General features: G+C 69.4%; 19 protein-coding genes and 1 pseudogene. 6 read left to right on the top strand and 14 right to left on the bottom strand.

The features are described 5' to 3' along the window. Nucleotides 1-269 precede the first annotated feature (269 nt). From ACWGSK_RS13915 to ACWGSK_RS13905, 3 genes are all read right to left on the bottom strand, one after another. The gene (locus ACWGSK_RS13915) at nt 270-569 is read right to left on the bottom strand and encodes a chorismate mutase (RefSeq protein ID WP_358507623.1); all 300 of its coding nucleotides are present in this window, start codon (nt 567-569) and stop codon (nt 270-272) included. Nucleotides 570-829: 260 nt separating this feature from the next. After that, nucleotides 830-1,489 carry a PaaI family thioesterase gene (locus ACWGSK_RS13910; RefSeq protein WP_358507643.1) on the bottom strand — a complete coding sequence of 220 codons (660 nt, stop codon included), beginning with the start codon at nt 1,487-1,489 and terminating at the stop codon, nt 830-832. Between the two features lie 157 nt (nt 1,490-1,646). Continuing rightward, nucleotides 1,647-2,084, bottom strand: coding sequence for a GNAT family N-acetyltransferase (locus ACWGSK_RS13905; RefSeq protein ID WP_358507621.1), 438 nt, complete (start codon nt 2,082-2,084; stop codon nt 1,647-1,649). Between the two features lie 64 nt (nt 2,085-2,148). On the opposite strand from ACWGSK_RS13905, the gene ACWGSK_RS13900 reads away from it, so the two are divergent. The 4 genes from ACWGSK_RS13900 to ACWGSK_RS13885 all read left to right on the top strand — a co-directional run bounded on the left by ACWGSK_RS13900 (nt 2,149) and on the right by ACWGSK_RS13885 (nt 5,998). Continuing rightward, nucleotides 2,149-3,021, top strand: coding sequence for an AraC family transcriptional regulator (locus ACWGSK_RS13900; RefSeq protein WP_452455957.1), 873 nt, complete (start codon nt 2,149-2,151; stop codon nt 3,019-3,021). Between the two features lie 67 nt (nt 3,022-3,088). Next, a complete protein-coding gene (locus ACWGSK_RS13895) occupies nt 3,089-3,829 on the top strand; it encodes an AzlC family ABC transporter permease (RefSeq protein ID WP_452455956.1) in 741 nt (246 codons plus the stop codon). Then, complete coding sequence (locus tag ACWGSK_RS13890) at nt 3,826-4,140, top strand: AzlD domain-containing protein (protein WP_358507617.1); 315 nt, start codon at nt 3,826-3,828, stop codon at nt 4,138-4,140. The genes ACWGSK_RS13895 and ACWGSK_RS13890 overlap by 4 nt, the downstream gene beginning before the upstream one ends. A gap of 175 nt (nt 4,141-4,315) precedes the next feature. Next, nucleotides 4,316-5,998 (top strand): thiamine pyrophosphate-dependent enzyme, encoded by a 1,683-nt coding sequence (locus ACWGSK_RS13885; RefSeq protein WP_452455955.1) that lies wholly within the window; start codon nt 4,316-4,318, stop codon nt 5,996-5,998. A 130-nt stretch (nt 5,999-6,128) separates the two neighbouring features. Here ACWGSK_RS13885 and ACWGSK_RS13880 read toward each other — a convergent pair whose 3' ends face one another. Continuing rightward, nucleotides 6,129-7,079, bottom strand: a complete 951-nt coding sequence (locus tag ACWGSK_RS13880; RefSeq protein WP_452455954.1) for a LysR family transcriptional regulator — start codon at nt 7,077-7,079, stop codon at nt 6,129-6,131. A 72-nt stretch (nt 7,080-7,151) separates the two neighbouring features. Between ACWGSK_RS13880 and ACWGSK_RS13875 the strand changes: the two are divergent. Beyond that, nucleotides 7,152-8,157, top strand: a pseudogene (locus ACWGSK_RS13875) (DMT family transporter). A gap of 52 nt (nt 8,158-8,209) precedes the next feature. On the opposite strand, the gene ACWGSK_RS13870 reads toward ACWGSK_RS13875, so the two are convergent. The 4 genes from ACWGSK_RS13870 to ACWGSK_RS13855 all read right to left on the bottom strand — a co-directional run bounded on the left by ACWGSK_RS13870 (nt 8,210) and on the right by ACWGSK_RS13855 (nt 10,676). Further along, complete coding sequence (locus ACWGSK_RS13870) at nt 8,210-9,136, bottom strand: RluA family pseudouridine synthase (protein ID WP_358507610.1); 927 nt, start codon at nt 9,134-9,136, stop codon at nt 8,210-8,212. Next, nucleotides 9,133-9,711, bottom strand: coding sequence for a signal peptidase II (gene lspA / locus ACWGSK_RS13865; protein ID WP_452455953.1), 579 nt, complete (start codon nt 9,709-9,711; stop codon nt 9,133-9,135). The genes ACWGSK_RS13870 and lspA overlap by 4 nt, the downstream gene beginning before the upstream one ends. A gap of 29 nt (nt 9,712-9,740) precedes the next feature. Further along, nucleotides 9,741-10,151 carry a TraR/DksA family transcriptional regulator gene (locus ACWGSK_RS13860; protein WP_358507607.1) on the bottom strand — a complete coding sequence of 137 codons (411 nt, stop codon included), beginning with the start codon at nt 10,149-10,151 and terminating at the stop codon, nt 9,741-9,743. A 264-nt stretch (nt 10,152-10,415) separates the two neighbouring features. After that, nucleotides 10,416-10,676, bottom strand: a complete 261-nt coding sequence (locus ACWGSK_RS13855; protein WP_452455952.1) for a hypothetical protein — start codon at nt 10,674-10,676, stop codon at nt 10,416-10,418. A gap of 386 nt (nt 10,677-11,062) precedes the next feature. Here ACWGSK_RS13855 and ileS point away from each other — a divergent pair, with 386 nt between their 5' ends. Next, nucleotides 11,063-14,263: an isoleucine--tRNA ligase gene (ileS, locus tag ACWGSK_RS13850; RefSeq protein WP_452455965.1), complete on the top strand. Its 3,201-nt coding sequence runs from the start codon at nt 11,063-11,065 to the stop codon at nt 14,261-14,263. A 54-nt stretch (nt 14,264-14,317) separates the two neighbouring features. On the opposite strand, the gene ACWGSK_RS13845 is transcribed toward ileS, so the two are convergent. The 6 genes from ACWGSK_RS13845 to pgeF all read right to left on the bottom strand — a co-directional run bounded on the left by ACWGSK_RS13845 (nt 14,318) and on the right by pgeF (nt 19,335). Next, a complete protein-coding gene (locus ACWGSK_RS13845) occupies nt 14,318-15,643 on the bottom strand; it encodes a hypothetical protein (protein ID WP_452455951.1) in 1,326 nt (441 codons plus the stop codon). A 71-nt stretch (nt 15,644-15,714) separates the two neighbouring features. Then, nucleotides 15,715-16,632: a DivIVA domain-containing protein gene (locus ACWGSK_RS13840; RefSeq protein ID WP_452455950.1), complete on the bottom strand. Its 918-nt coding sequence runs from the start codon at nt 16,630-16,632 to the stop codon at nt 15,715-15,717. A 130-nt stretch (nt 16,633-16,762) separates the two neighbouring features. Then, a complete protein-coding gene (locus ACWGSK_RS13835) occupies nt 16,763-17,059 on the bottom strand; it encodes a YggT family protein (protein ID WP_358507598.1) in 297 nt (98 codons plus the stop codon). A gap of 39 nt (nt 17,060-17,098) precedes the next feature. Then, nucleotides 17,099-17,626 carry a cell division protein SepF gene (locus ACWGSK_RS13830; protein WP_304069162.1) on the bottom strand — a complete coding sequence of 176 codons (528 nt, stop codon included), beginning with the start codon at nt 17,624-17,626 and terminating at the stop codon, nt 17,099-17,101. 136 nt (nt 17,627-17,762) lie between these two features. After that, nucleotides 17,763-18,491 carry a YggS family pyridoxal phosphate-dependent enzyme gene (locus ACWGSK_RS13825; RefSeq protein ID WP_358507596.1) on the bottom strand — a complete coding sequence of 243 codons (729 nt, stop codon included), beginning with the start codon at nt 18,489-18,491 and terminating at the stop codon, nt 17,763-17,765. Between the two features lie 124 nt (nt 18,492-18,615). Continuing rightward, the gene (pgeF, locus tag ACWGSK_RS13820) at nt 18,616-19,335 is read right to left on the bottom strand and encodes a peptidoglycan editing factor PgeF (protein WP_358507594.1); all 720 of its coding nucleotides are present in this window, start codon (nt 19,333-19,335) and stop codon (nt 18,616-18,618) included. Nucleotides 19,336-19,377: the final 42 nt, after the last annotated feature.

The following is a 19,377-nucleotide window of genomic DNA, read 5'->3' as shown; positions in this document are numbered from 1 at the left end:
AGCACCCGACATTGCCTTGACGCGTGCGGTGCGGGCGGCAACAATCACGCGGCGGGGAAGGAGGGAGAACCCACCCCCACCCCGCCCAACAACCCGCAGGATCTCTAGCCCAGGCGCCCCACACTGAACCGGTGGATCTGAACCATCTGAACCGGTAGATCCTGCTCACAGCGTCCATCGCAGCCCTCATCTCGGCGCCCATCGCAGCGCCCATCTCGGCGCCGACCCCGGCGCTGCGGGTAAGAGCGGGCAAGAAGCGTCATCGTTGTTCAATGGGCCGCCTCCTGCTGGGCCGCGTCGAGTCCGGCGCTGATGACACGGTCCATGATGGCGGCGAGACGGTCCGCGCCGAGGCGGGGCGCGTGCTCGGCCATGCGCTCGACCAGGAGGCGCTCGCGCTCGGCGTCCCGTCCGGCGAAGTAGCCGACCGGCTTGAGCCGCTGCACCTGGGCGGCGACCAGGGCACGGCGTTCGAGGAGATCGGCGAGTTCGGCGTCCAACACGTCGATCCGACCGCGTAGCCGGGCGATGTGGTCGTCGTTCTGCGGCGGGATGCGGTGGTCGTGCACGGTGGGTCCCTTCCTCGGTGTGTACGGGTGCGCGGTGCGGCCGTATGTCCCCGAGGACGGGGGAATCGGGGCGTCGGCCGCCCGGAAAAGCGAAAGAGCACCGGGCGTTGCCCGAGTGCTCTCTTGCCGACGTTCCCCTGGTTCCGCCTACGTGGAAGCGGCCGACGGGTCCGTCGGCTTGCTAAACACGAAATAGCGGTGGGTCATGGGGGCGATCATACCCGCTCCGAGGTGCAGCGTGTCTCTTCGAGGCCTCGACTCTATTCGGGGACCTCGACGCGGATCATGAGCGCGCTGCCCTCCGCGGTGACCTGGCCGTTGGCGCGGATCTGTCCGGCGACGTACACCTTGCGGCCCTCGACCCGGTCCACCCACGAGGTGATCTCCAGCGGGGTGAACAGCGGGGTGGGCTTGCGGTAGTCGATCTCCAGGTGCGCGGTCAGGCCGGGGCTGGTCTCGACGGCGGAGACGCTGCCGACGGCTTGGTCGAGCATGGCGGCGATCCAGCCGCCGTGCACCAGGCCGGGAGGGCCCTGGTAGATCGTGTTGAGGGTGATCTCGGCGCGCAGACCCTCTTCGGTGCGCATGAGGGCGAGCTGCGGCGCGGCCGGGTTGGTGTCACCGGCGACGATGTTGGTGATGGTGCCCACCTCGGTGGTCCCATCACCGAGCTCGCGGGTGACCATGGTGCCGATCTCGCGACGGGCGACGTTGAGTCGTTCGGTGAGACCTTCGACGGTGGCGGCGGTCTCGGCGAGGGTGTCGGTGTCGACCTCGGTGTTGGCGACGGCGTCGATGAGGTCGTGCACACGAGAGACCAGGGAGCGCAGTTCGGCGGGGATCTCGGTCCCCTGGACCAGGGGAAGTCCGAAGGACCGAGGGTCGGACGTCTCGGTGGCCGGCTGCGTGTTGACCGTCATGTGTTCCTCGTCGATGTTCGGTTCGTGGGCGTCGGCCCGGGGGCGGGGCCTGCTCAACGTCAAAACCGAATCCTACTCGGTAGTATTCCGAAACAGCCTGGTACGGCGGTGCGCTCCCCATCACACGCAGCGGAGACGGGGACCACCGCCGGCGGGTTCAGGACAACTCGTGCTCCATGTGCCGGTGGGGGATCCCCGCGTCGAGGAATTCCGGGCCGTGGGCGACGTATCCCAGTCGTTCGTAGAAGCCGAGCGCGTGGGTCTGCGCGTGCAACTCGACCCTCTTCAGTCCCATCTCCACCGCCAGGTCCCCGACCGCGCGCACCAGGGCCGCACCGATCCCCTTCCCGCGCCCCTCCGGCAGGACCGCCATGCGCCCCAGCAGTCCCACGCCCTCACCCTGGTCCACCAACCTGACGGTGCCCACCGGTACGTCGCCCTCCTTGGCCAGGAGGAACTCGGCGGTGGTGTCGCGCTCGTCCCATTCCTCGGCGATGGGCACCCGCTGTTCGGCGACGAACACCGCGCCCCGGATGACGAAGACGGCCGCGCGATCCCGTTCCCCGCGCACTCGGAGAATCCGTGGTTTTTCCATGAGCGCAGACTAACGGAGCCCTCCCCGCCGGTGTCCGGTGCCCACGCCCTAATAACCTGGGGGTATGGGCATGCCGAGCGAGGTCCATCCCACCGTCGAGGATCCGCGCGTGGAACGAGCACGGTACTGGCGCTTTTCGGGCCTGCCCGGAACCGAACTCCTGACCGCCCGGTTCGTCACCACGTCCTTCACCCGGCACACCCATCCCACCTACACGATCGGGATGATCACCGGCGGGATCGAGGAGTACACCCACCCGCGCGGTCGCGCCCGGGTCGGCCCGGGCGGGTTGGCCGTGGTCGCCCCCGGCGAGGTGCACACCGGACACGCCGGCGTCCCCGAGGGGTGGGGATATCGGGTGTTCTACCCCGCCCCCGAGGTGGTCGAGGAGATCGGCCGTGAGCTGGGAATGCGGGGCACACCCGGCTTCCGCGAATCGGGGATCGACGCCCCGGAGGTGTCCCACGTCCTGGTCGCCGCCCACATGGCCGCCGAACGCGGGGATCGGCTGACCTCCTCCGCCCTGACCAGGCGGGGGCTGGCGATGCTGCTGCGTTCGCACGGCCGTGAACGGGTCCCGGACGCCGCGGAACGGACCGCGCGCCCCGAGGTGACCCTGGCCCGCGACGTTCTGGCGCGGGACCTGACCACCCCTCCGACCCTGGAGGAATTGGCCGCCCACGTGGGGCTGGGCCCCTTCGCCCTCAACCGGGCCTTCCGCACCCGCTACGGGCTGCCGCCGCACGCGTACCTGAACCAACTGCGGGTGGACCGGGCCCGAGCCCTGCTCCTTGAGGGAAGGCGGGTCGGGGAGGTCGCCACGGAGGTGGGCTTCGCCGACCAGCCCCACCTGACCCGACACTTCCGCCGCCATCTGGGGGTGCCGCCCGGCGCCTACCGGCGCGACCTGGGTGACCGGCCACCGCGGGGCGAGTGATGGACCTCATCACGAGACGCAAGAACGTTCAAGACCGGTGACACGAAGCCGCCTAACGTGGGCGAGTGTGAGTATCCTGTCGCAACTGCGCTCCCCGGCCCTCCGGGACGGCCTGGGCATCGGTGTCGCCGTGGGCGCCGCCGGCCTGGCCTTCGGTACGGCCGCGGTGGCCGCGGGGTTGTCCCCCGCCCAGTCCGTGTTCCTCAGCCTGTTCATGTTCACCGGCGCCTCCCAGTTCGCCCTGGTGGGGGTGATCTCCGGCGGTGGGAGCCTGGTCGCGGGCGCGCTCGGCGCGCTGCTTCTGGGCGCCCGTAACACCCTGTACGGGTTGCGGTTGACCGAAGTACTGGGGTGGCGGGGCGCCAAGCGGGCGCTGGCCGCCCACGGGGTGATCGACGAGACCACCGCGATGGCCCTCGCCCAACCGGACCGGGAGTCGGCCCGGCTCGCCTTCGTGACGACCTACGCGGTGCTGGGGTCGTTCTGGGTCGCCTTCACCCTGTTGGGCGCGCTGGCCACCGAGCGGGTGAGCGACATCGACGCGTTCGGTCTGGACGCGGTGGGTCCGGCGATCTTCCTGGGGCTGTTGTGGCCCCGTTTGCGTGACGAGGGTGGACGCACCCGACTGATCGCCCTGTTGGGCGCGGGCGTGGCGCTGGCCACCACCCCGATCCTGCCGCCCGGGGTACCGGTGCTGCTGGCCGCCTCTGCCGGGCTGATCGCACTGTTCGGTCCGGAGCCGCGGGTTCCCGGTCCGGCCGACGCGAACAGCCCCGTGTCGGGCCGGAACGAGGAGGTGGGGTCATGACCCTGTGGATCGCGTTGATCGCCACTGCCGCGGGCTGCTACCTGCTCAAGTACGCGGGCATGGCCGCGCCCCGACGACTCCTGGACAACCCCTGGCTGCGACGGTTCGCGATCGCCGTTCCGGTGGCGCTGTTGGCCGCGCTCATCGCGGTGGAGGCGTTGCGCGGGGAGGGCCAGGCCCTGGCCTGGGACACCGCCCGCATGGCGGGGGTGGGAGCGGCGGTGCTGGCTCTGGTCCTCCGAGCGCCCTTCCTGGTCGTGGTGATCGCCGCGGCCGCCACCACGGCCGCCCTGCGGGCCCTGGGGTTGTGAGCGTCGGGCCGGTCAACGGATTCGAGGGGGCTTGTGGGGAGTTGTCCACAGGCCGCGAAGCCCACCCTTGACCGGCCCTGGGTCGCCTGCGAGAGTCGGCCGCATGCTCTCGGGACACACCCTGGTTCCGAGCGCGCCTTGAGAGGACCTTGCGACGATGGAAGGACCCGCCTCCATGGCCCCTGCCGCACAACGGCCCCTACCCCCCGACGACACCGCCGCGCACGCGGCCGTGCAGGTCCTGGCCGCAGCCGGGATCAGACGCTGCTACACCGTCCCGGGTGAGAGCTTCCTCGAACTCGCCGACGCCATCGACCACCACCCCGAGATGACGCTGGTCTCCACCCGGCACGAGGGCGGAGCCGCCTTCATGGCCGAGGCCGACGCCAAGCTCACCGGGGTCCCGGCGGTCGCCGCCGCCACCCGCGGCCCGGGCGCGGCCAACCTGGCGGTGGGTGTGCACACCGCGATGCAGGACTCCACCCCGATGATCGTGTTCCTGGGGCAGGCCGAGACCGAACGGCTGGGTCGGGAGGCCTTCCAGGAGGTGGACCTGACCGCCTTCTACGCGCCGATCACCAAGTGGTCCACCACCGTGCACCGGGCCGACCGGTTGCCGGAGGTCACCGCGCGGGCGATCCGGATCGCCACCACCGGTCGGCCGGGCCCGGTCGCGATCGCGGTGCCGGGCGACCTGTTCGGACAACGGTTGGGAGAGCGCCCGGTACCGGAACCGTTCACCGCGCCCCGACCGGCGCTGGACACGGCCGACCGGGACCGATTGGCGTCCTGGCTGACCCGGGCGGTGCGGCCGGTGATCATCGCCGGTGGTGGCGCGCGCGACGCACGCGAGGACCTGGTGCGGGTGGCCGAGCGCTACAGCGCCGGGGTGTACGCGTCCTGGCGGCGTCAGGACGTGTTCCCCAACGACCATCCCCTGTACCTGGGCCACCTGGGATTGGGGGCGCCCAGCGCGATCCTGGGCGCGCTCGCCGACGCCGACGCGGTACTGGTGGTGGGCTGTCGGATGAGCGAGACCACCACGCAGGGATACCTGCTACCGGAGTCGGACGGGCGGACCCGGGTGGCGCAGATCGACGTCGAACCCGAACAGGTGGGCGCGACCTGTCCCGTGTGGCTGGGTGCGGTGGCCGACGCGGGCAAGGCGCTGTCCGACCTGGCCCGAGCACCGGGACAGACACCCTACCGGGACTGGAGCGCCGCCCGACGGTTGTGGGTGGAGAGCTCGACCCCGCCCAGGGAGGTCGCCGAGCACCAGGATGAGCGCATGCACCCGTGGTCGGTGGTGGCCGGGATGCGCCAGACCCTGCCCGAGGACACCCTCCTCACCAACGACGCGGGCAACTTCGCGTCCTTCCTGCACCGCGGCTGGTGGTTCCGTCACCCACGGACCCAACTCGCCCCCACCAGTGGTGCCATGGGGTACGCCGTCCCCGCGGCGGTGGCGGCCAAAATCGCCGATCCCGAACGCACGGTGGTGGCCGTGGCCGGTGACGGTGGGGCGCTGATGACCGGTCAGGAACTGGAGACCGCGGTGCGCATGCGCGCCGCCGTGACCGTGGTGGTGTTCCAGAACGGGCTGTACGGCACGATCGCGATGCACCAGGCGCGTGAGCTGGGCCGATTGGCCGGGACGGAGATCAGCGGCCCGCTGGACCTGGCCGGTTACGCCCGCGCCCTGGGAGCGCGGGGCGCCACCGTGCACACCCGGGAGGAGCTGGAGAAGGCCCTGACCGAGGCGGTCACCGCCGACCTGCCGACCCTGGTGGACGTGCGTACCGACCCCGAAGTGATCAGCCCGACCACCACCATGTCGGACCTGCTCGGGCCGGAGTGATCGGACGTGCGCTGATGGCACCGGCGGGTGCGACCCGCGGACCCCTTTCTCGGTGACACTCGTTTCCCGGTGACACTCGTTCTTGTGGCGGCGGTCCGTTCGCCCCGGTCCGCCGCCCGATCGACCTCCCTCACCCCTGCGCCGAACCCATCGACCCCGAGACCGGGGTGGGACGTTGTTCGGTGAGGTGGGCGGCGGCTTCGCGCAGGGCTCGGACGACGGCGCGGATGGCCGGGCGCCGGGAGGCGTCGGTGCGCCAGAAGACGTAGACCTGGCGCACCAGGGCCGGCTGTACGGGTACGACCCGCACCCCTTCGGGCAGGGGCCCTCGACCGAGACGGGGCATGACCGCGGCCCCGATCCCGGCGGCGATGAGGGCCAGTTTGGTCTGGTGTTCCTCGACTTTGTGCACGACGTTCGGTACGCCGTCGCGTCGGCGGATGATCCCGTGCAGCCAGTCGTCACAGATGGAACCACGACCCCAGCTGATCCAGGGCAGGTCGAGGATCTCGTCGAGTTCGAGCAGTTCACGGTGGGCAAGGGGGTGGTCGGCGGGCAGGGCGATGTCGCCGACGTCCTCCATCAACGGGGCGCGGGTCATCCCCTCGGGCAGTGGCAGGGGGCGGCCGACCCAGTCCACGACCATGGCCAGGTCCGCCTCGCCGCGGACCATGGTGGGCACGCTCTCGTGGGGTTCCTCCTCGTACAGCTCCACGCGCAACCCGGGGTGGGCGTCGCGCAGGGCCGGGAGTGCCCTGGGCAGCAGTCCACGGACCGCGGTGGGCGTGGCGGACAGGCGCAGATGTCCGGTGACGTCGTCGCGGTGGGCTTCCAGGTCGGCCTCGGCCCGTTGGACCAGGGACAGGATGCGCGAGGTGTGGTCGACGAGGAGTTCGGCGGCGTCGGTCAGTCGTACGCCACGGCCGTTGCGTTCCACCAGGGACTGCCCCACCTCGCGTTCCAGCTTGGTGAGTTGTTGTGAGACCGCGGAGTTGGTGACGTGGAGGGCCTTGGAGGCGGCACTGAGGGATCCGTGCACGGCGATGGCGTGGAGGACGCGGAGCCGGTCGACGCTGAGCATGTAAGGAACACTAACTCATCGATTTAGAAGAATGAAGTAGACCTAACGCAGCTGTCGGGATAGAACCGTTCCATGAACACCTCCCCGGCTCCCTCCGCCACGGTCTCCTCCGTACCGCGACCCCTGTCCGGGTGGCGTGCGAAGTTCGTGCTGCTCACCCTGGTCTGGGGGATGAGCTTCGTCCTGATCAGGATCGGCGCGGAGGTCCTCACCCCCGTACAGTTGTCCCTGGGGCGCATGCTCATGGGGGCGTTGCCGCTGGTGGCGGTCCTTCTCCTGCGCGGGGGGGCGCCTTCCCACCTCCCCTCGTCTGTGGGGCCACCTGTTCGTGGCGGCCCTACTGCTCAACACGGTCCCCTTCACCCTGTTCGGGTTCGCCGCGCAGCTCATCCCATCCGCGCTCATGGGGATCGTCAACGCCTCCACCCCATTGTTCGGGGTGGTGTTCTCGATGCTGTTGCTGTCCGACGAACGACCCGATCGCCAACGCTTGTGGGGGCTCGCCATCGGGTTCCTCGGCGTGCTCATCGTCTTCGGTGTGTGGAACTCCCTGACCACGGTGAACGTGGACGATCGCGACGGGATGCTCGGCATGCTCCTGGTCGTGGGCGCCACCGCCTGTTACGGGATCGGCACCCCCTACCTGCGCCGCTTCGTCGCCGGGACCTCGCACGGCGCCTTGGAGCTGAGCGCCCTGCAACTCCTGTTGGGTTCGCTTCCCCTGCTGTTGCTCCTACCGTGGGCCGGCGGCGTTCCCACCGACCTGACCTGGCAGGCGGCGCTGGCCGTGGCCACTTTGGGCGCACTCGGTACCGGCTTCGCCTACGTACTCCAGTACGGGATCGTCCGCGGTGCCGGAGCGACCGTGGCCACCACCGTCACCTACGCGGTGCCGGTGGTGGCGGTGACCGCCGGGGTGGTGCTCTTGGGCGAGACCCTGACCTGGAACCAGCCGTTGGGCGCGCTGGTGATCATCGTGGGCGCCGCGCTGTGCCAAGGGGTGGTGCGGGTGCGACGCCCTCGCGGGGGCGTCGGGCGTGCCCCGGCCAAGACCACCGTCGGCACCGAAGGTTCCTGACCTCCAGGCACCCGAACACACCGAAGCGCCGGCAGAGACTCCAAAACACCGCCTAGTCCTCGCGGAGCCTTTCGACCGCGGCGGACAGGTCGTCCGGGTAGGGGCTGGAGAACTCCACCGGGCGGTGCTCGGTGGGGTGGTCGAACCCCAGTCGGACCGCGTGCAGCCACTGGCGGCGCACTCCCAGCCTCTCGGCCAGGGTCGGGTCGGCGCCGTAGAGCATGTCACCGACACAGGGATGACGCAGCGCGGACATGTGCACCCGGATCTGATGGGTGCGCCCGGTCTCCAGCTTGATCTCCAACAGGCTGGCGGCCCGGAAGGCCTCCTGGGTGTCGTAGTGGGTCACCGAGGGACGTCCGCCCGCGACCACGGCCCAGCGACCGTCCCCGGCGGGGTGCCGGTCGATCGGGGCGTCGACGGTGCCGCGCAGCGGGTCCGGGTGTCCCTGGACCAGCGTGTGGTAGCGCTTGTCGACGGTGCGTTCCTTGAACGCCCGCTTGAGCACGCTGTAGGCGGTCTCGCTCTTGGCGACCACCATCAGCCCGGTCGTGTTGGCGTCCAGCCGGTGCACGATGCCCTGGCGTTCGGCCGCGCCGCTGGTGGCCAACCGCACGCCGGAGGCCAGCAGACCCTCCAGGACGCTGGGTCCGGTCCAGCCGACCGTGGGGTGGGCGACCACGCCGACCGGCTTGTCCACCACGATGATGTCGGTGTCCTCGTGCACGATGTTCATGCCGGGGACGGGGTCGGCGCGCGGTACCGGGGCGGTGGGCGGTGGCGGAAGGGTGACCTCCAGCCAGGCCCCGGCCTGGACGCGATCGGACTTGCCGGCCTCGGCGCCGTCCAGCAGGACACCACCGTCACCGATCAACTCGGCCGCCCGGGTACGGGACAGACCGAACATCCGCGCGATGGCGGAGTCGAGTCGGTCACCCTCCAGGCCGTCGGGGACCGGCAGACTCCTGATGTCGCTCATTCGCCCTTCTTCTCCTCACCGTCGGCGTCCGGGTTCTCCGTCTTCGCCTCGGCCTTGTCTTCGTCGGCGACCATCGTCCCGTCCAGGTTCAGGCCCTTGAAGGTCAGCGCGACCACCAGGCAGGCCCCGACCACCACACAGGAGTCGGCGATGTTGAACACCGGCCAGTTCGGCAGCCGGATGAAGTCGATGACGGCCCCGTGCAGGGGCGCCGGGTCACGGAAGAACCGGTCGACGAGGTTGCCCGCGGCGCCGCCCATCATCAGGCCGAGCGTGACACCCCACCACAGGCTGCGCACACGCCATCCGATGTAGCCGATGCCGAGGACGACGACACTGGCGATGATGGTGAACACCCAGGTGTATCCGGTGCCCAGGGAGAAGGCGGCACCGGTGTTGAACACCAGGGTGAATTGCAGGAAGCTGCCGATCACGTCGACGTTCTCGCCGGGCCGGAAGGTCGCGAGCGCCCATTCCTTGGTGGCGAGGTCGACGGCGATCGCTACGAGCGCGACCAGTAGCAGGAGTGGATACCTGCGTGGACGGGCCTTCGTGTTGTCGTCGGTCGTGGTCATGTTGCTGTCCCCAGGGGGCTCTACCTCAGTCAGCGACGCTCCTCGCGCTGTTTGCAGGTGACGCACAGGGTCGCCCTGGGGAAGACCTGAAGGCGTGCCTTCCCGATGGCCTGACCGCATGACTCACAGACCCCGTAGGTTCCCGCGTCCATCCGTTCGATCGCCCGTTCGCCCTCGGCGAGCAGGTCACGAGTATTGTAGGCCAATGCCAGGTCGTGTTCGCGTTGGAAGGCCTTCGCACCGGTGTCGGCGGGATCGTCCCCGGCCCCCTCGACGGGGTCCTGGAGCCGCTCGGCCACTTCTTCCTCGGTCTCCTGGACCTTCTCACGTTGGGACTCGACCTCGGTCTCCAACCGCTCCCTGACCTCGGCGAGCTCCCGCGGGGTCCAGGGGTCCTCACCCGGGCGGACCGGCGGTCTCGCCGCTTCGGTGGTGTTCATCGCACTCCCCCTTCGCGCGACCCACGACCTGCCCCGCGCCCCCGTCGGAACTGCGAAGTCGTCCCTTGCGCGGTGCCGTGAGTGGTGCGCCGAAGCCTAGGAGCTCAACGGACACATGACAACGAACCGGGCCGTGAAACGCATACCGCTCGCCTACCCCGGCAGGCGTCCGATCGAACGCCGGTAGAGCGAGACCGGACACATGATCGTGCCGCCCGGCAACCCCTCCTCGGGCACGGAGACCCCCGCGCGCGGCAAGGCGGTTCACTCGACGGTGGCGAACCCGCCATAGTCCTCGGCGAGCAGCGCCAAGTGCGGTTCGTCGAAGACCGCAGGTCCCCCGTGCGGTCCCACGAGCACCTCGATCACCCAGTCCACGTCCTCGGCGTCGTCCTCGCCCGCGAGCATGTCCCGGTGCACCCGGCAGGGCTCGTATCCCTGCTCCAGAAGCTGCTCGGCCAGCTCCTCCGCGTCCTCGCGATCCGACAGGGTCACCAGCACCGCGCCCCGTGTGCGCTCGGCCATGGCCGCGCCCTCCCACATAATCAGCGGTACGCCTTGCCGTACTGCGTTATCCTGAGTTCCGTGTCGATGGGGACGAGTAGCGTTGGCCCCGACCGGACAGGCACAGCCTAGAGGCGGTGTGCCGGTCCGAGCGACCCGGGGACGGTGCGAGCCCGGGGGTACGACCAGCGCGAAGATCACCCCGGAGCGGCCGGAAGAACGGGCGACCCATCCCTTGGACGAGCGGTGGAGCACGCCCCAGTAGAACCGGCGCGAACCCAATGAAGTGGGACCCGTCACCGAACCGCCACGCGGTCACGGTCACGGTTCCAAGGAGGGTGGTACCGCGGGGCGCGACAAGCCTCGTCCCTCCGTCAGGAACATCCCTGATGGAGAAAGGTACGACGGTGACCGACGACCCCCGGCCCGAATCCCGCGCGCTGCCACAGCTGCCCGCTCAGATCGACCTGCCCACGACGGAGCGCGAGATCCTCGGCCGCTGGTCGAAGGAGAACGTCTTCCAGCGCTCCCTGGACCAGACCCGCGGCAAGGAGAACTGGGTCTTCTACGAAGGCCCTCCCACCGCCAACGGCCAGCCCGGCGTCCACCACGTCGAGGCGCGCGCCTTCAAGGACGTCTTCCCGCGCTTTCGCACCATGCGCGGCTACCACGTCGACCGCAAGGCCGGCTGGGACTGCCACGGCCTGCCCGTCGAGGTCGCCGTGGAGAAGGAACTGGGCCTGAGCGGCAAGAAGGACATCGAAGAGTTCGGCATCGCCGAGTTCAACGACCGCTGCCGCGAGTCCGTCCTGCGCAACGTCGACGCGTTCACCGCCATGACCGAGCGCATGGGCTACTGGGTGAACATGGACGACGCCTACCGCACCATGGACCCGCAGTACGTGGAGTCCGTGTGGTGGGCGCTCAAGCAGATCTGGGACAAGGGCCTGCTGGTCCGCGACTACCGGATCAGCCCCTACTGCCCGCGCTGCGGTACGACGCTGTCCGACCACGAGCTCGCCCAGGGATACGAGACCGTCACCGACCCGTCGGTGTTCGTGCGCTTCCCGGTCACCTCCGGCCCGCTCGCCTCACCCGAACACCCCACCTCGATGCTGGTGTGGACGACCACCCCTTGGACCCTGGTGTCCAACACCGCGGTGGCCGTGCACCCCGAGGTGAAGTACGTGGTGGCCACCAACGGCGACGAGCGGCTCGTGGTCGCCGAACCGCTGTTCGAGAAGGTCCTCGGCGAGGGCTGGGAACTCACCGGTGAGAGCTTCGAGGGCGACGAGATGGAGCGCTGGACCTACCAGCGTCCCTTCGAACTCGTTCCGTTCGAGGAGCCCGCGCACTTCGTGGTGCTCGCCGACTACGTCACCGTCGAGGACGGTACCGGTCTGGTCCACCAGTCGCCCGCCTTCGGTGCCGACGACATGGTGGTGTGCCGCGCCTACGACCTGCCCGTGGTCAACCCGGTGCGCCCCGACGGCACCTTCGAGGCGGAACTTCCACTGGTGGGCGGCGCCTTCTTCAAGGAGGCCGACAAGACCCTGGTAGCCGACCTCAAGGACCGCGGGCTGCTCTTCCGCCACAAGGACTACGAGCACTCCTACCCGCACTGCTGGCGCTGCCACACCGCGCTCCTCTACTACGCCGTCCCCTCCTGGTACATCCGCACCACCCGCGTCAAGGACGAACTGCTCGCGCAGAACGACGTGACCAACTGGGTGCCGGAGAACGTCAAGGAGGGTCGCTTCGGCGAGTGGCTGCGCGGCAACGTCGACTGGGCGCTGTCCCGGAACCGCTACTGGGGCACTCCGCTGCCGATCTGGGAGTTCCCCGACGGCCGCCAGATCTGTGTGGGCTCCCTGGAGGAGCTGAGCGAGCTCAGCGGCCAGGACCTGTCCAACCTGGACCCGCACCGCCCCTACGTCGACGACGTCGTCATCCCCGACCCCGACGCCGACCCGTCCCTGCCCGAGGACCAGCGGGTCGCCCGCCGCGTCCCCGAGGTCATCGACGCCTGGTTCGACTCCGGTTCCATGCCGTTCGCCCAGTGGGGCGCCCCGCACCAGAACAAGGAGACCTTCGAGGCCAACTTCCCGGCCCAGTACATCTCCGAGGCCATCGACCAGACCCGCGGCTGGTTCTACTCGCTGCTGGCGGTCAGCACCCTGGTGTTCGGCCGCAACTCGTTCGAGAACGTGGTCGTGCTCGGCCACATCCTCGCCGAGGACGGCCGCAAGATGAGCAAGCACCTGGGCAACGTCATGGAGCCCATCCCGGTGATGGACCGGCACGGCGCCGACGCGCTGCGCTGGTTCATGCTGGCCAGTGGTTCGCCGTGGAACGCCCGCCGGGTGGGCCACAGCGCCCTGGAGGAGATCGTCCGCAAGGTGCTGCTGACCTACTACAGCACCACGTCGTTCTTCACCCTGTACGCCAACACCGGTACCGGCTGGGACCACTCCCGGTTGGCCGAGGCACCCGCGCCGCAGGACCGTCCGTTGCTGGACCGGTGGCTGCTGTCGGAGCTCAACGAGGTCGTCCGCGACGTCACTCTGTCGATGAACGACTTCGACACCACCGGCGCGGGTCGTCGCCTGACCGCGTTCGTCGACGACGTGTCCAACTGGTACGTGCGCCGTTCCCGCCGCCGGTTCTGGGGCGGGGCCGACACCCCCGAGGGCGCGGCGGCGTTCGCGACGTTGTTCGAGGCGTTGGAGACCGTCACCCTGTTGATGGCCCCGATCGTGCCGTTCCTGACCGACCACGTGTGGACGGCGCTGCGCCGGCCCGACGCGGCCGACTCGGTGCACCTGGCCTCCTGGCCCGAGGTGAACGCCGACCTGATCGACCCGGAGCTGTCCCGTCGGATGGCGCTGGTCCGCCGTCTGGTGGAGCTGGGGCGTTCGGCCCGGGTGGACTCGGCTGTGCGCACCCGTCAGCCGCTGCCCCGTGCCCTGGTGGGCGCCTCGGGCTTCGCGGACCTGCCGGAGCAGCTGCGCGACCAGATCTCCGACGAGCTCAACGTGGTCGGTCTGGACTCGCTGTCCTCGGTCGGCGGCGACCTGGTCGACTACGTGGTCAAGCCGAACTTCCGGGCCTTGGGCAAGCGGTTCGCCAAGCGCACCCCGCTGGTCGCCAAGGCCATCCAGGCGGCCGACCCGGCGGTGCTGGTCGAGCAGGTGCGTTCCAGCGGCTGGGCCCAGGTGACGGTCGAGGACGAGTCGGTCGACGTGAGCGCCGACGAGGTCTTGGTGACCGAGCAGCCCCGCGAGGGCTGGGCGGTGGCGACCGAGACCGGTGAGACCGTGGCCCTGGACCTGGAGTTGACGCCCGAGCTGCGCCGCGCCGGTCTGGCCCGTGAGATGGTCCGGATGCTGCAGGAGGCCCGCAAGGGCGGTGGGCTGGCCGTGTCCGACCGGATCCACGTGTGGTGGACCACCGAGGACGAGACGGTCCGTCAGACCCTGTCCGAGCACGGGCGGGCGATCGCCGGCGAGGTGCTGGCCGACGCCTTCGTGGCCGGCGTGGGCGAGGACGTGCCGCACTCCACCTCTTCGGAGGAGTTCGGCGTGACCTTCACCTTCCGCAAGGCCTGATCCGAGGACCGAAGGGCGCCGCTCCCCTTGTGGAGCGGCGCCCTTCGTGTGTGCTCAGTTCGTGTGGGAGGGGTCCTTGGCACGTTCGTCGGCCTCGTCCCGGTGGTCCCTGTCGTCCTCGGCGTCCTCTGGGCCGGACTCGTCGAAGATCGCCGCGTAGGCGAGCGCCGGGTCCTCCTCCGGCTCCGGGTCGCCCGCTGAGCCGTTTCGGGGACGTTCGAACGCCGCGATGCGGTCCGGGGCGTCCTCGTCCTCTGGGGAGCCCTCTCCACTCTCGGCTTCGTCGGTCTCGGCGGCCTGGACGCCCTGGGCATCCTCGGCCGGCTCGTCCGTCGCGGGGTCCGCCTCCGAGGCGTCGTCATCGGCTTCGAGGGTCTGGTCGCCGTCGGTCTGGAGGGTGTCGTCCTCCGGCTCGGCGGTGTCCTCGGCTTCGAGTTCCTCGGTCTCCGGGGCCTCGTCGACCTTGTCCTCGTCCTCGTCGCTCTCCGCCCACACGGCGGCCGCGGCGTCTTCGCCGGGGTCGGACTCGGGGTCGGTGCCGTCGAACGTCTCCCGAGGCTCCACGGGCGCGTCCTCGACGGTCTCCGTGGGCTCGTCCGCCTCATCGTCGGCGACGGTGCTGTTCTGGACCTCGGGTTCCGGTTCGAGGTCGGTGAACGCCGCACTGGCGCCGATGGTCTCCTCGGTGGCCTCGGGTGTTTCCGCGTCGAGGTCCTCAGGTGTCGCGTACGACTCGAAGTCGGATCCGGCCTCGCTCATGTCGTCGGTCGACTCGAAGGTCTCATGGGGGTCCGCCAGGTGCGCGTCGCTCCGCGAGGGTTCGACCTCCTCGTCCACCGGCCCGGTGGTCTCGACGGTGTCGTCCTCGGTCGTGGGGGTGGCGACGTCGCGCTCGGGGACTCGGTAGGCGAACGCGGAGGCAGGGGCCTCGACGGGTTCGTCCTGAGGGGGCGGGGTCTGGGCCGCCTGGACCGGCTCGGGCCAATCACCCTTGGTGGGCGTCTCCCATCGGGGAACGTCGAACTCCGGTTCCTCCTGGGGTTCCTCGCCCCAGGGCCGTGCGTCCGGAACAGGGGTGTCCCGCACCGACTCCTCAGCCGGTGCGGGTACGCGCCCAGATCGCCCCGACTCCCCTGTGGGGTCCGGTGCCGCGGCGGGGACCGCTGGGACGGACGACTTCCCCAAACCGTCCGTCCGTGCCGTGTCCCTTCCGTCCGCGCCGAACCTGCCTTGGAGCAGAGCGCCCAGTAGGAGGAGGACGCTCAGCGCGCCGAGTCCCAGAGCGATGTACACCAGGGCTGTCTCGGCGAACACCAGTGCGGCCGCGATGACGGCGATGGCCGCCAGCACCGCCACGGTAGCGAGGATGCTAAGGATCACGGGTCGACCAGGGCCTTTACACGTGTTGAGCCGGAGTCTTCAGTTGTTCGGAGTCACATGCCGCTGGAGGGTCAGCGACGCTCGTGCGGGACCTCGCCAGGGTGGAAACCGTGGGGGGCCGGCTCGGGGTGACCGAACGGGTTGCCGCCGGGGCCGCCGGGGCCGCCGGGACCACCGTGCTGCTGCATGGCGGGGGCGCCACCGGTCTGAGGGGCCATGGTCTGGAAGCCACCCGTGGTGTTCGGGTTGAGCTCCGCCGACTTGGCCTTCTCCTCCTCGCTCTTCAGCTCGTTGAGCTGACGCTCGAAGTAGTCCTTCAGACGGCTACGGTACTCGCGCTCGAAGTCCTTGAGCACGTTGACCTTGTGCTCCAGCTCCTCGCGCTGCTGGACCAGGCTGCCCATGACCTGACGGTGGCGCTCCTGGGCGTCACGGTCGAGGTTCTCGGAGCGGGCGCGGGCCTCACCGATGATCTGGTCGGCCTGACGGCGCGCCTTGCCGAGGATGTCCTCGGACTCGTTGCGCGCGCGGCCGAGCGTCTCGTCGGCCTCACGACGGGCGTCGCTGATCGCCTGGTCGGCGGTCTGCTGGGCCAGGGCCAGGACACGGGCGGCCGTGTCCATGTTCTCCTCGCCACCCATGGCGATGTTGGCGCCGGTCATGGCCATCTGCTGCTGCGGCGCGGGCGGCTGGGGCTGCTGCTCGATGGGCGCCTGGGCCTGGACGGGCTCCGGACGCATCTGCTCCATCTGCTGCTGAGCCTCGGGCTGCTCCTGGGGCTGCTGGAAGTCCTGCATACCGGCGTTGGGGACCTTGCCCCGCAGGCACTCGGCGAGCTTGCCGCGCAGTTCCTCGTTCTCCTGGATCAGTCGGTCCAGCTCTGACTCGACCTCATCGAGAAAGGCGTCGACCTCTTCTTCGTCGTACCCGGGTCGTAGCCGGGTGGTACTGAACTGCTTGTTCCGCACATCGGCGGGTGTCAGCGGCATGTTCGTCTCCTTGGCGCGCTTGGAGTCTGTCCGTAGGGACGCTACCTGATCGTGACCTTACGGCAATCCAGATCATGACCAAGACCACAAATCGGAATCCGGGGTTACTTTTCCACCCCTGCCGTCCTCATCACAGGCTCGCCGCCATCCCCGCCAGGACACTCTGAAGGATGATGATGGCGAAGAACAGGATCAACACACTCAGGTCGAGTGCGATGCTCCCCAGCCTCACCGGCTTGATGAACCTACGGAGGAACCTCAGTGGTGGGTCGGTGATCGTGTACACGATCTCAGCGAGTACAAGGACGAACCCGCTGGGTCGCCAGTCCCTGGAAAAGGACTGCACCATCTCCAGTACCACCCTCGCTATCAGCACGAAGACAAACAGCTGCAGGAGGAGGGACAGCACTGATAGGACGATACTCACGGTCGTTCCTCGACCCAATCTCTGGACAAATGTGACGGTCTAGCTCTGATTGAAGAACCCTCGCTCGGCGATCCGCGCCTTGTCTTCGGCGGTCACCTCGACGTTGGCCGGGGACAGCAGGAACACCTTATTGGTCACGCGTTCGATACTGCCATGGAGACCGAAGATCAGACCAGCCGCGAAGTCGACCAGACGCTTGGCGTCACTGTCGACCATCTCGGTCAGGTTCATGATCACCGGTGTACCTTCCCGGAAGTGCTCTCCGATCGTACGCGCCTCGTTGTACGTGCGCGGGTGGAGCGTGGTGATTCGTGCGAGGTCGGCGGTCGAGGCCGTCGTGGTGGTGCCACCGCGTCGTTCACCCGTTCCCAGGTAGTCGCCGGTGTCCATCACGGCATCGCCTCGTGTTTCCTCGCCGGCGGGAGAGTCCGCGTCGCGGTCACGCTGCTCCTCCACAACCTCGTCGAATTCATCGAACTCATCATATTCGTCCGCATAACGGTGATCGTAACGGTCGTCCTCCACGAGACCGAGGTAGACCGCCATCTTGCGCATCGCGCCGGCCATCTCGCACCCTCCGTCGTTCCCGCGGCCTCGACCGCAGCCGGCTCCTCCGTCTACACCCGTCCTGGCCCCACAATCGCGGGGCGGGCACCCTTTCGGGCGAACACCACAGACAGGCCCCAAGGTCTATGTGGGGACATTACCCCACGTTCGTGCCTCGGGCGCCGAGCAACGCCGCACCGAGCCGCAGGTGTGTCGCGCCTCTTTCGATGGCGGCTTCCAGGTCCCCGCTCATCCCCGCGGAGACCATCGTCGCCCGAGGGTAACGGTCCCTGATCCCCATCGCCACCTCGTGAAGACGGGCGAAGGCGGCGTCCGGATCCCCACCCAAGGGTGCGACGGCCATCACACCTCCGAGTTCGAGCGCATCGTGTTCGGCGATGGCGTCGGCGAGGGCCGGAGCGTCCGACGGGTCGACACCGCCGCGTGGTCCCAGCACGCCCGCTCGGGCCTCGTCGTCGAGGTCCACCTGGACCAGACAGGTCAGACGGCGATCGGCGGCCGCCGCGCGCTCACCGAGGGCCCGGGCCAGCTTGGCCCGATCCACCGAGTGGACGACGTCGGCGTAGGAGGCCACCGATCTGGCCTTGTTGGTCTGCAACTGCCCGACGAAATGCCAGGTGAGGTCGAGGTCGGCGGTTTCGGTGGCCTTGGGTGCGGCCTCCTGGTCCCGGTTCTCGCCGACGTCGGTGACACCCAAGGAGGCGAGTGCGCGCACGTCGCTCGCGGGGTGGGTCTTGGTCACCGCCACCAAGGACACCTCGGAGGGGTCGCGGTCCGCCTTCGCACAGGCCGACTCGATCCGGGCCCGCACTTCCTGAAGGTTGGCGCGGATCTGCTCGGTGCGCGCGGGGTCGGTGTGTGACACGTCTGTTCCTTCTGTTCCTGCTGTGGTGGCTGTGTTCCGTGTGGCGTGCGCCGTACCGATTCGGTCCAGGCGGGATTGGCCGATTCCGGCAACGCGGGTTTGGTGGCCGTCAGGGCCGTGCGGGTCAGGTCCTCCAGATGAAGGAGGCGAACCTGCCGGTGGGGGCGTCGCGGCGGTGGGAGAACAGTTCGGGGCTCTCCAGGGTGCAACGGCCGTCGGAAGTGATGTTCTCCACTCCCGAGCGGCTCAGCTGGGCGATGACGGCCGCGAGCATGTCCACCCCGGTGGTGCCCCGGCGGGTGGTGGAGGCCGCCTCCGGCGTACGTTCGGCGGTCCGGGCCTGAAGCTCCGGTGGTACCTCGTAACAGCTCCCACAGATCGTAGGCCCGAGGAAGACGGTGATGTGGTCGGTTCTGGCGCCCTGGGCGACCATGGCCTCGACCAGGTTCACGGCGATCGCCCGGGCCGTACCGAGTCGACCGGAGTGCGCGGCGGCCAGGACACCCGCCTCGGCGTCGGCGGCCAGAACCGGTAGGCAGTCGGCGGCCATGGAGGCCAGGACCAGATCGGAACGGGTGGTGACCACCCCGTCGCAGGTGCCCACCCCACCGGGTTCGGTGGCCACGAGCACGTCGGCGCTGTGCACCTGGTTCATCCACACCGTCCGATCGATGTCGAAGCCCAGGTCCTCGGCGGCGCTCCTTCTGTTGGCGAGAACCGCCTCACGGGAGTCGCCCGTGCCGAGGCCGAGGTTGAGCGAGTCGAACGGTGGAACGCTGACCCCGCCCTTGCGTTCGGTGACGGCGGCGCGTACGCCGGCCCCCAGGTCGATGACGTTGCCCATCGGTGTGTCCGTGGTCCTTCCCTCGGCCCCACCGGCGGCCGG

This window comes from Nocardiopsis sp. NPDC055551, from assembly GCF_053619415.1.
The sequence above is the reverse complement of the archived record's forward strand: the minus strand, read 5'-3'. Positions and strand labels throughout refer to the sequence as shown.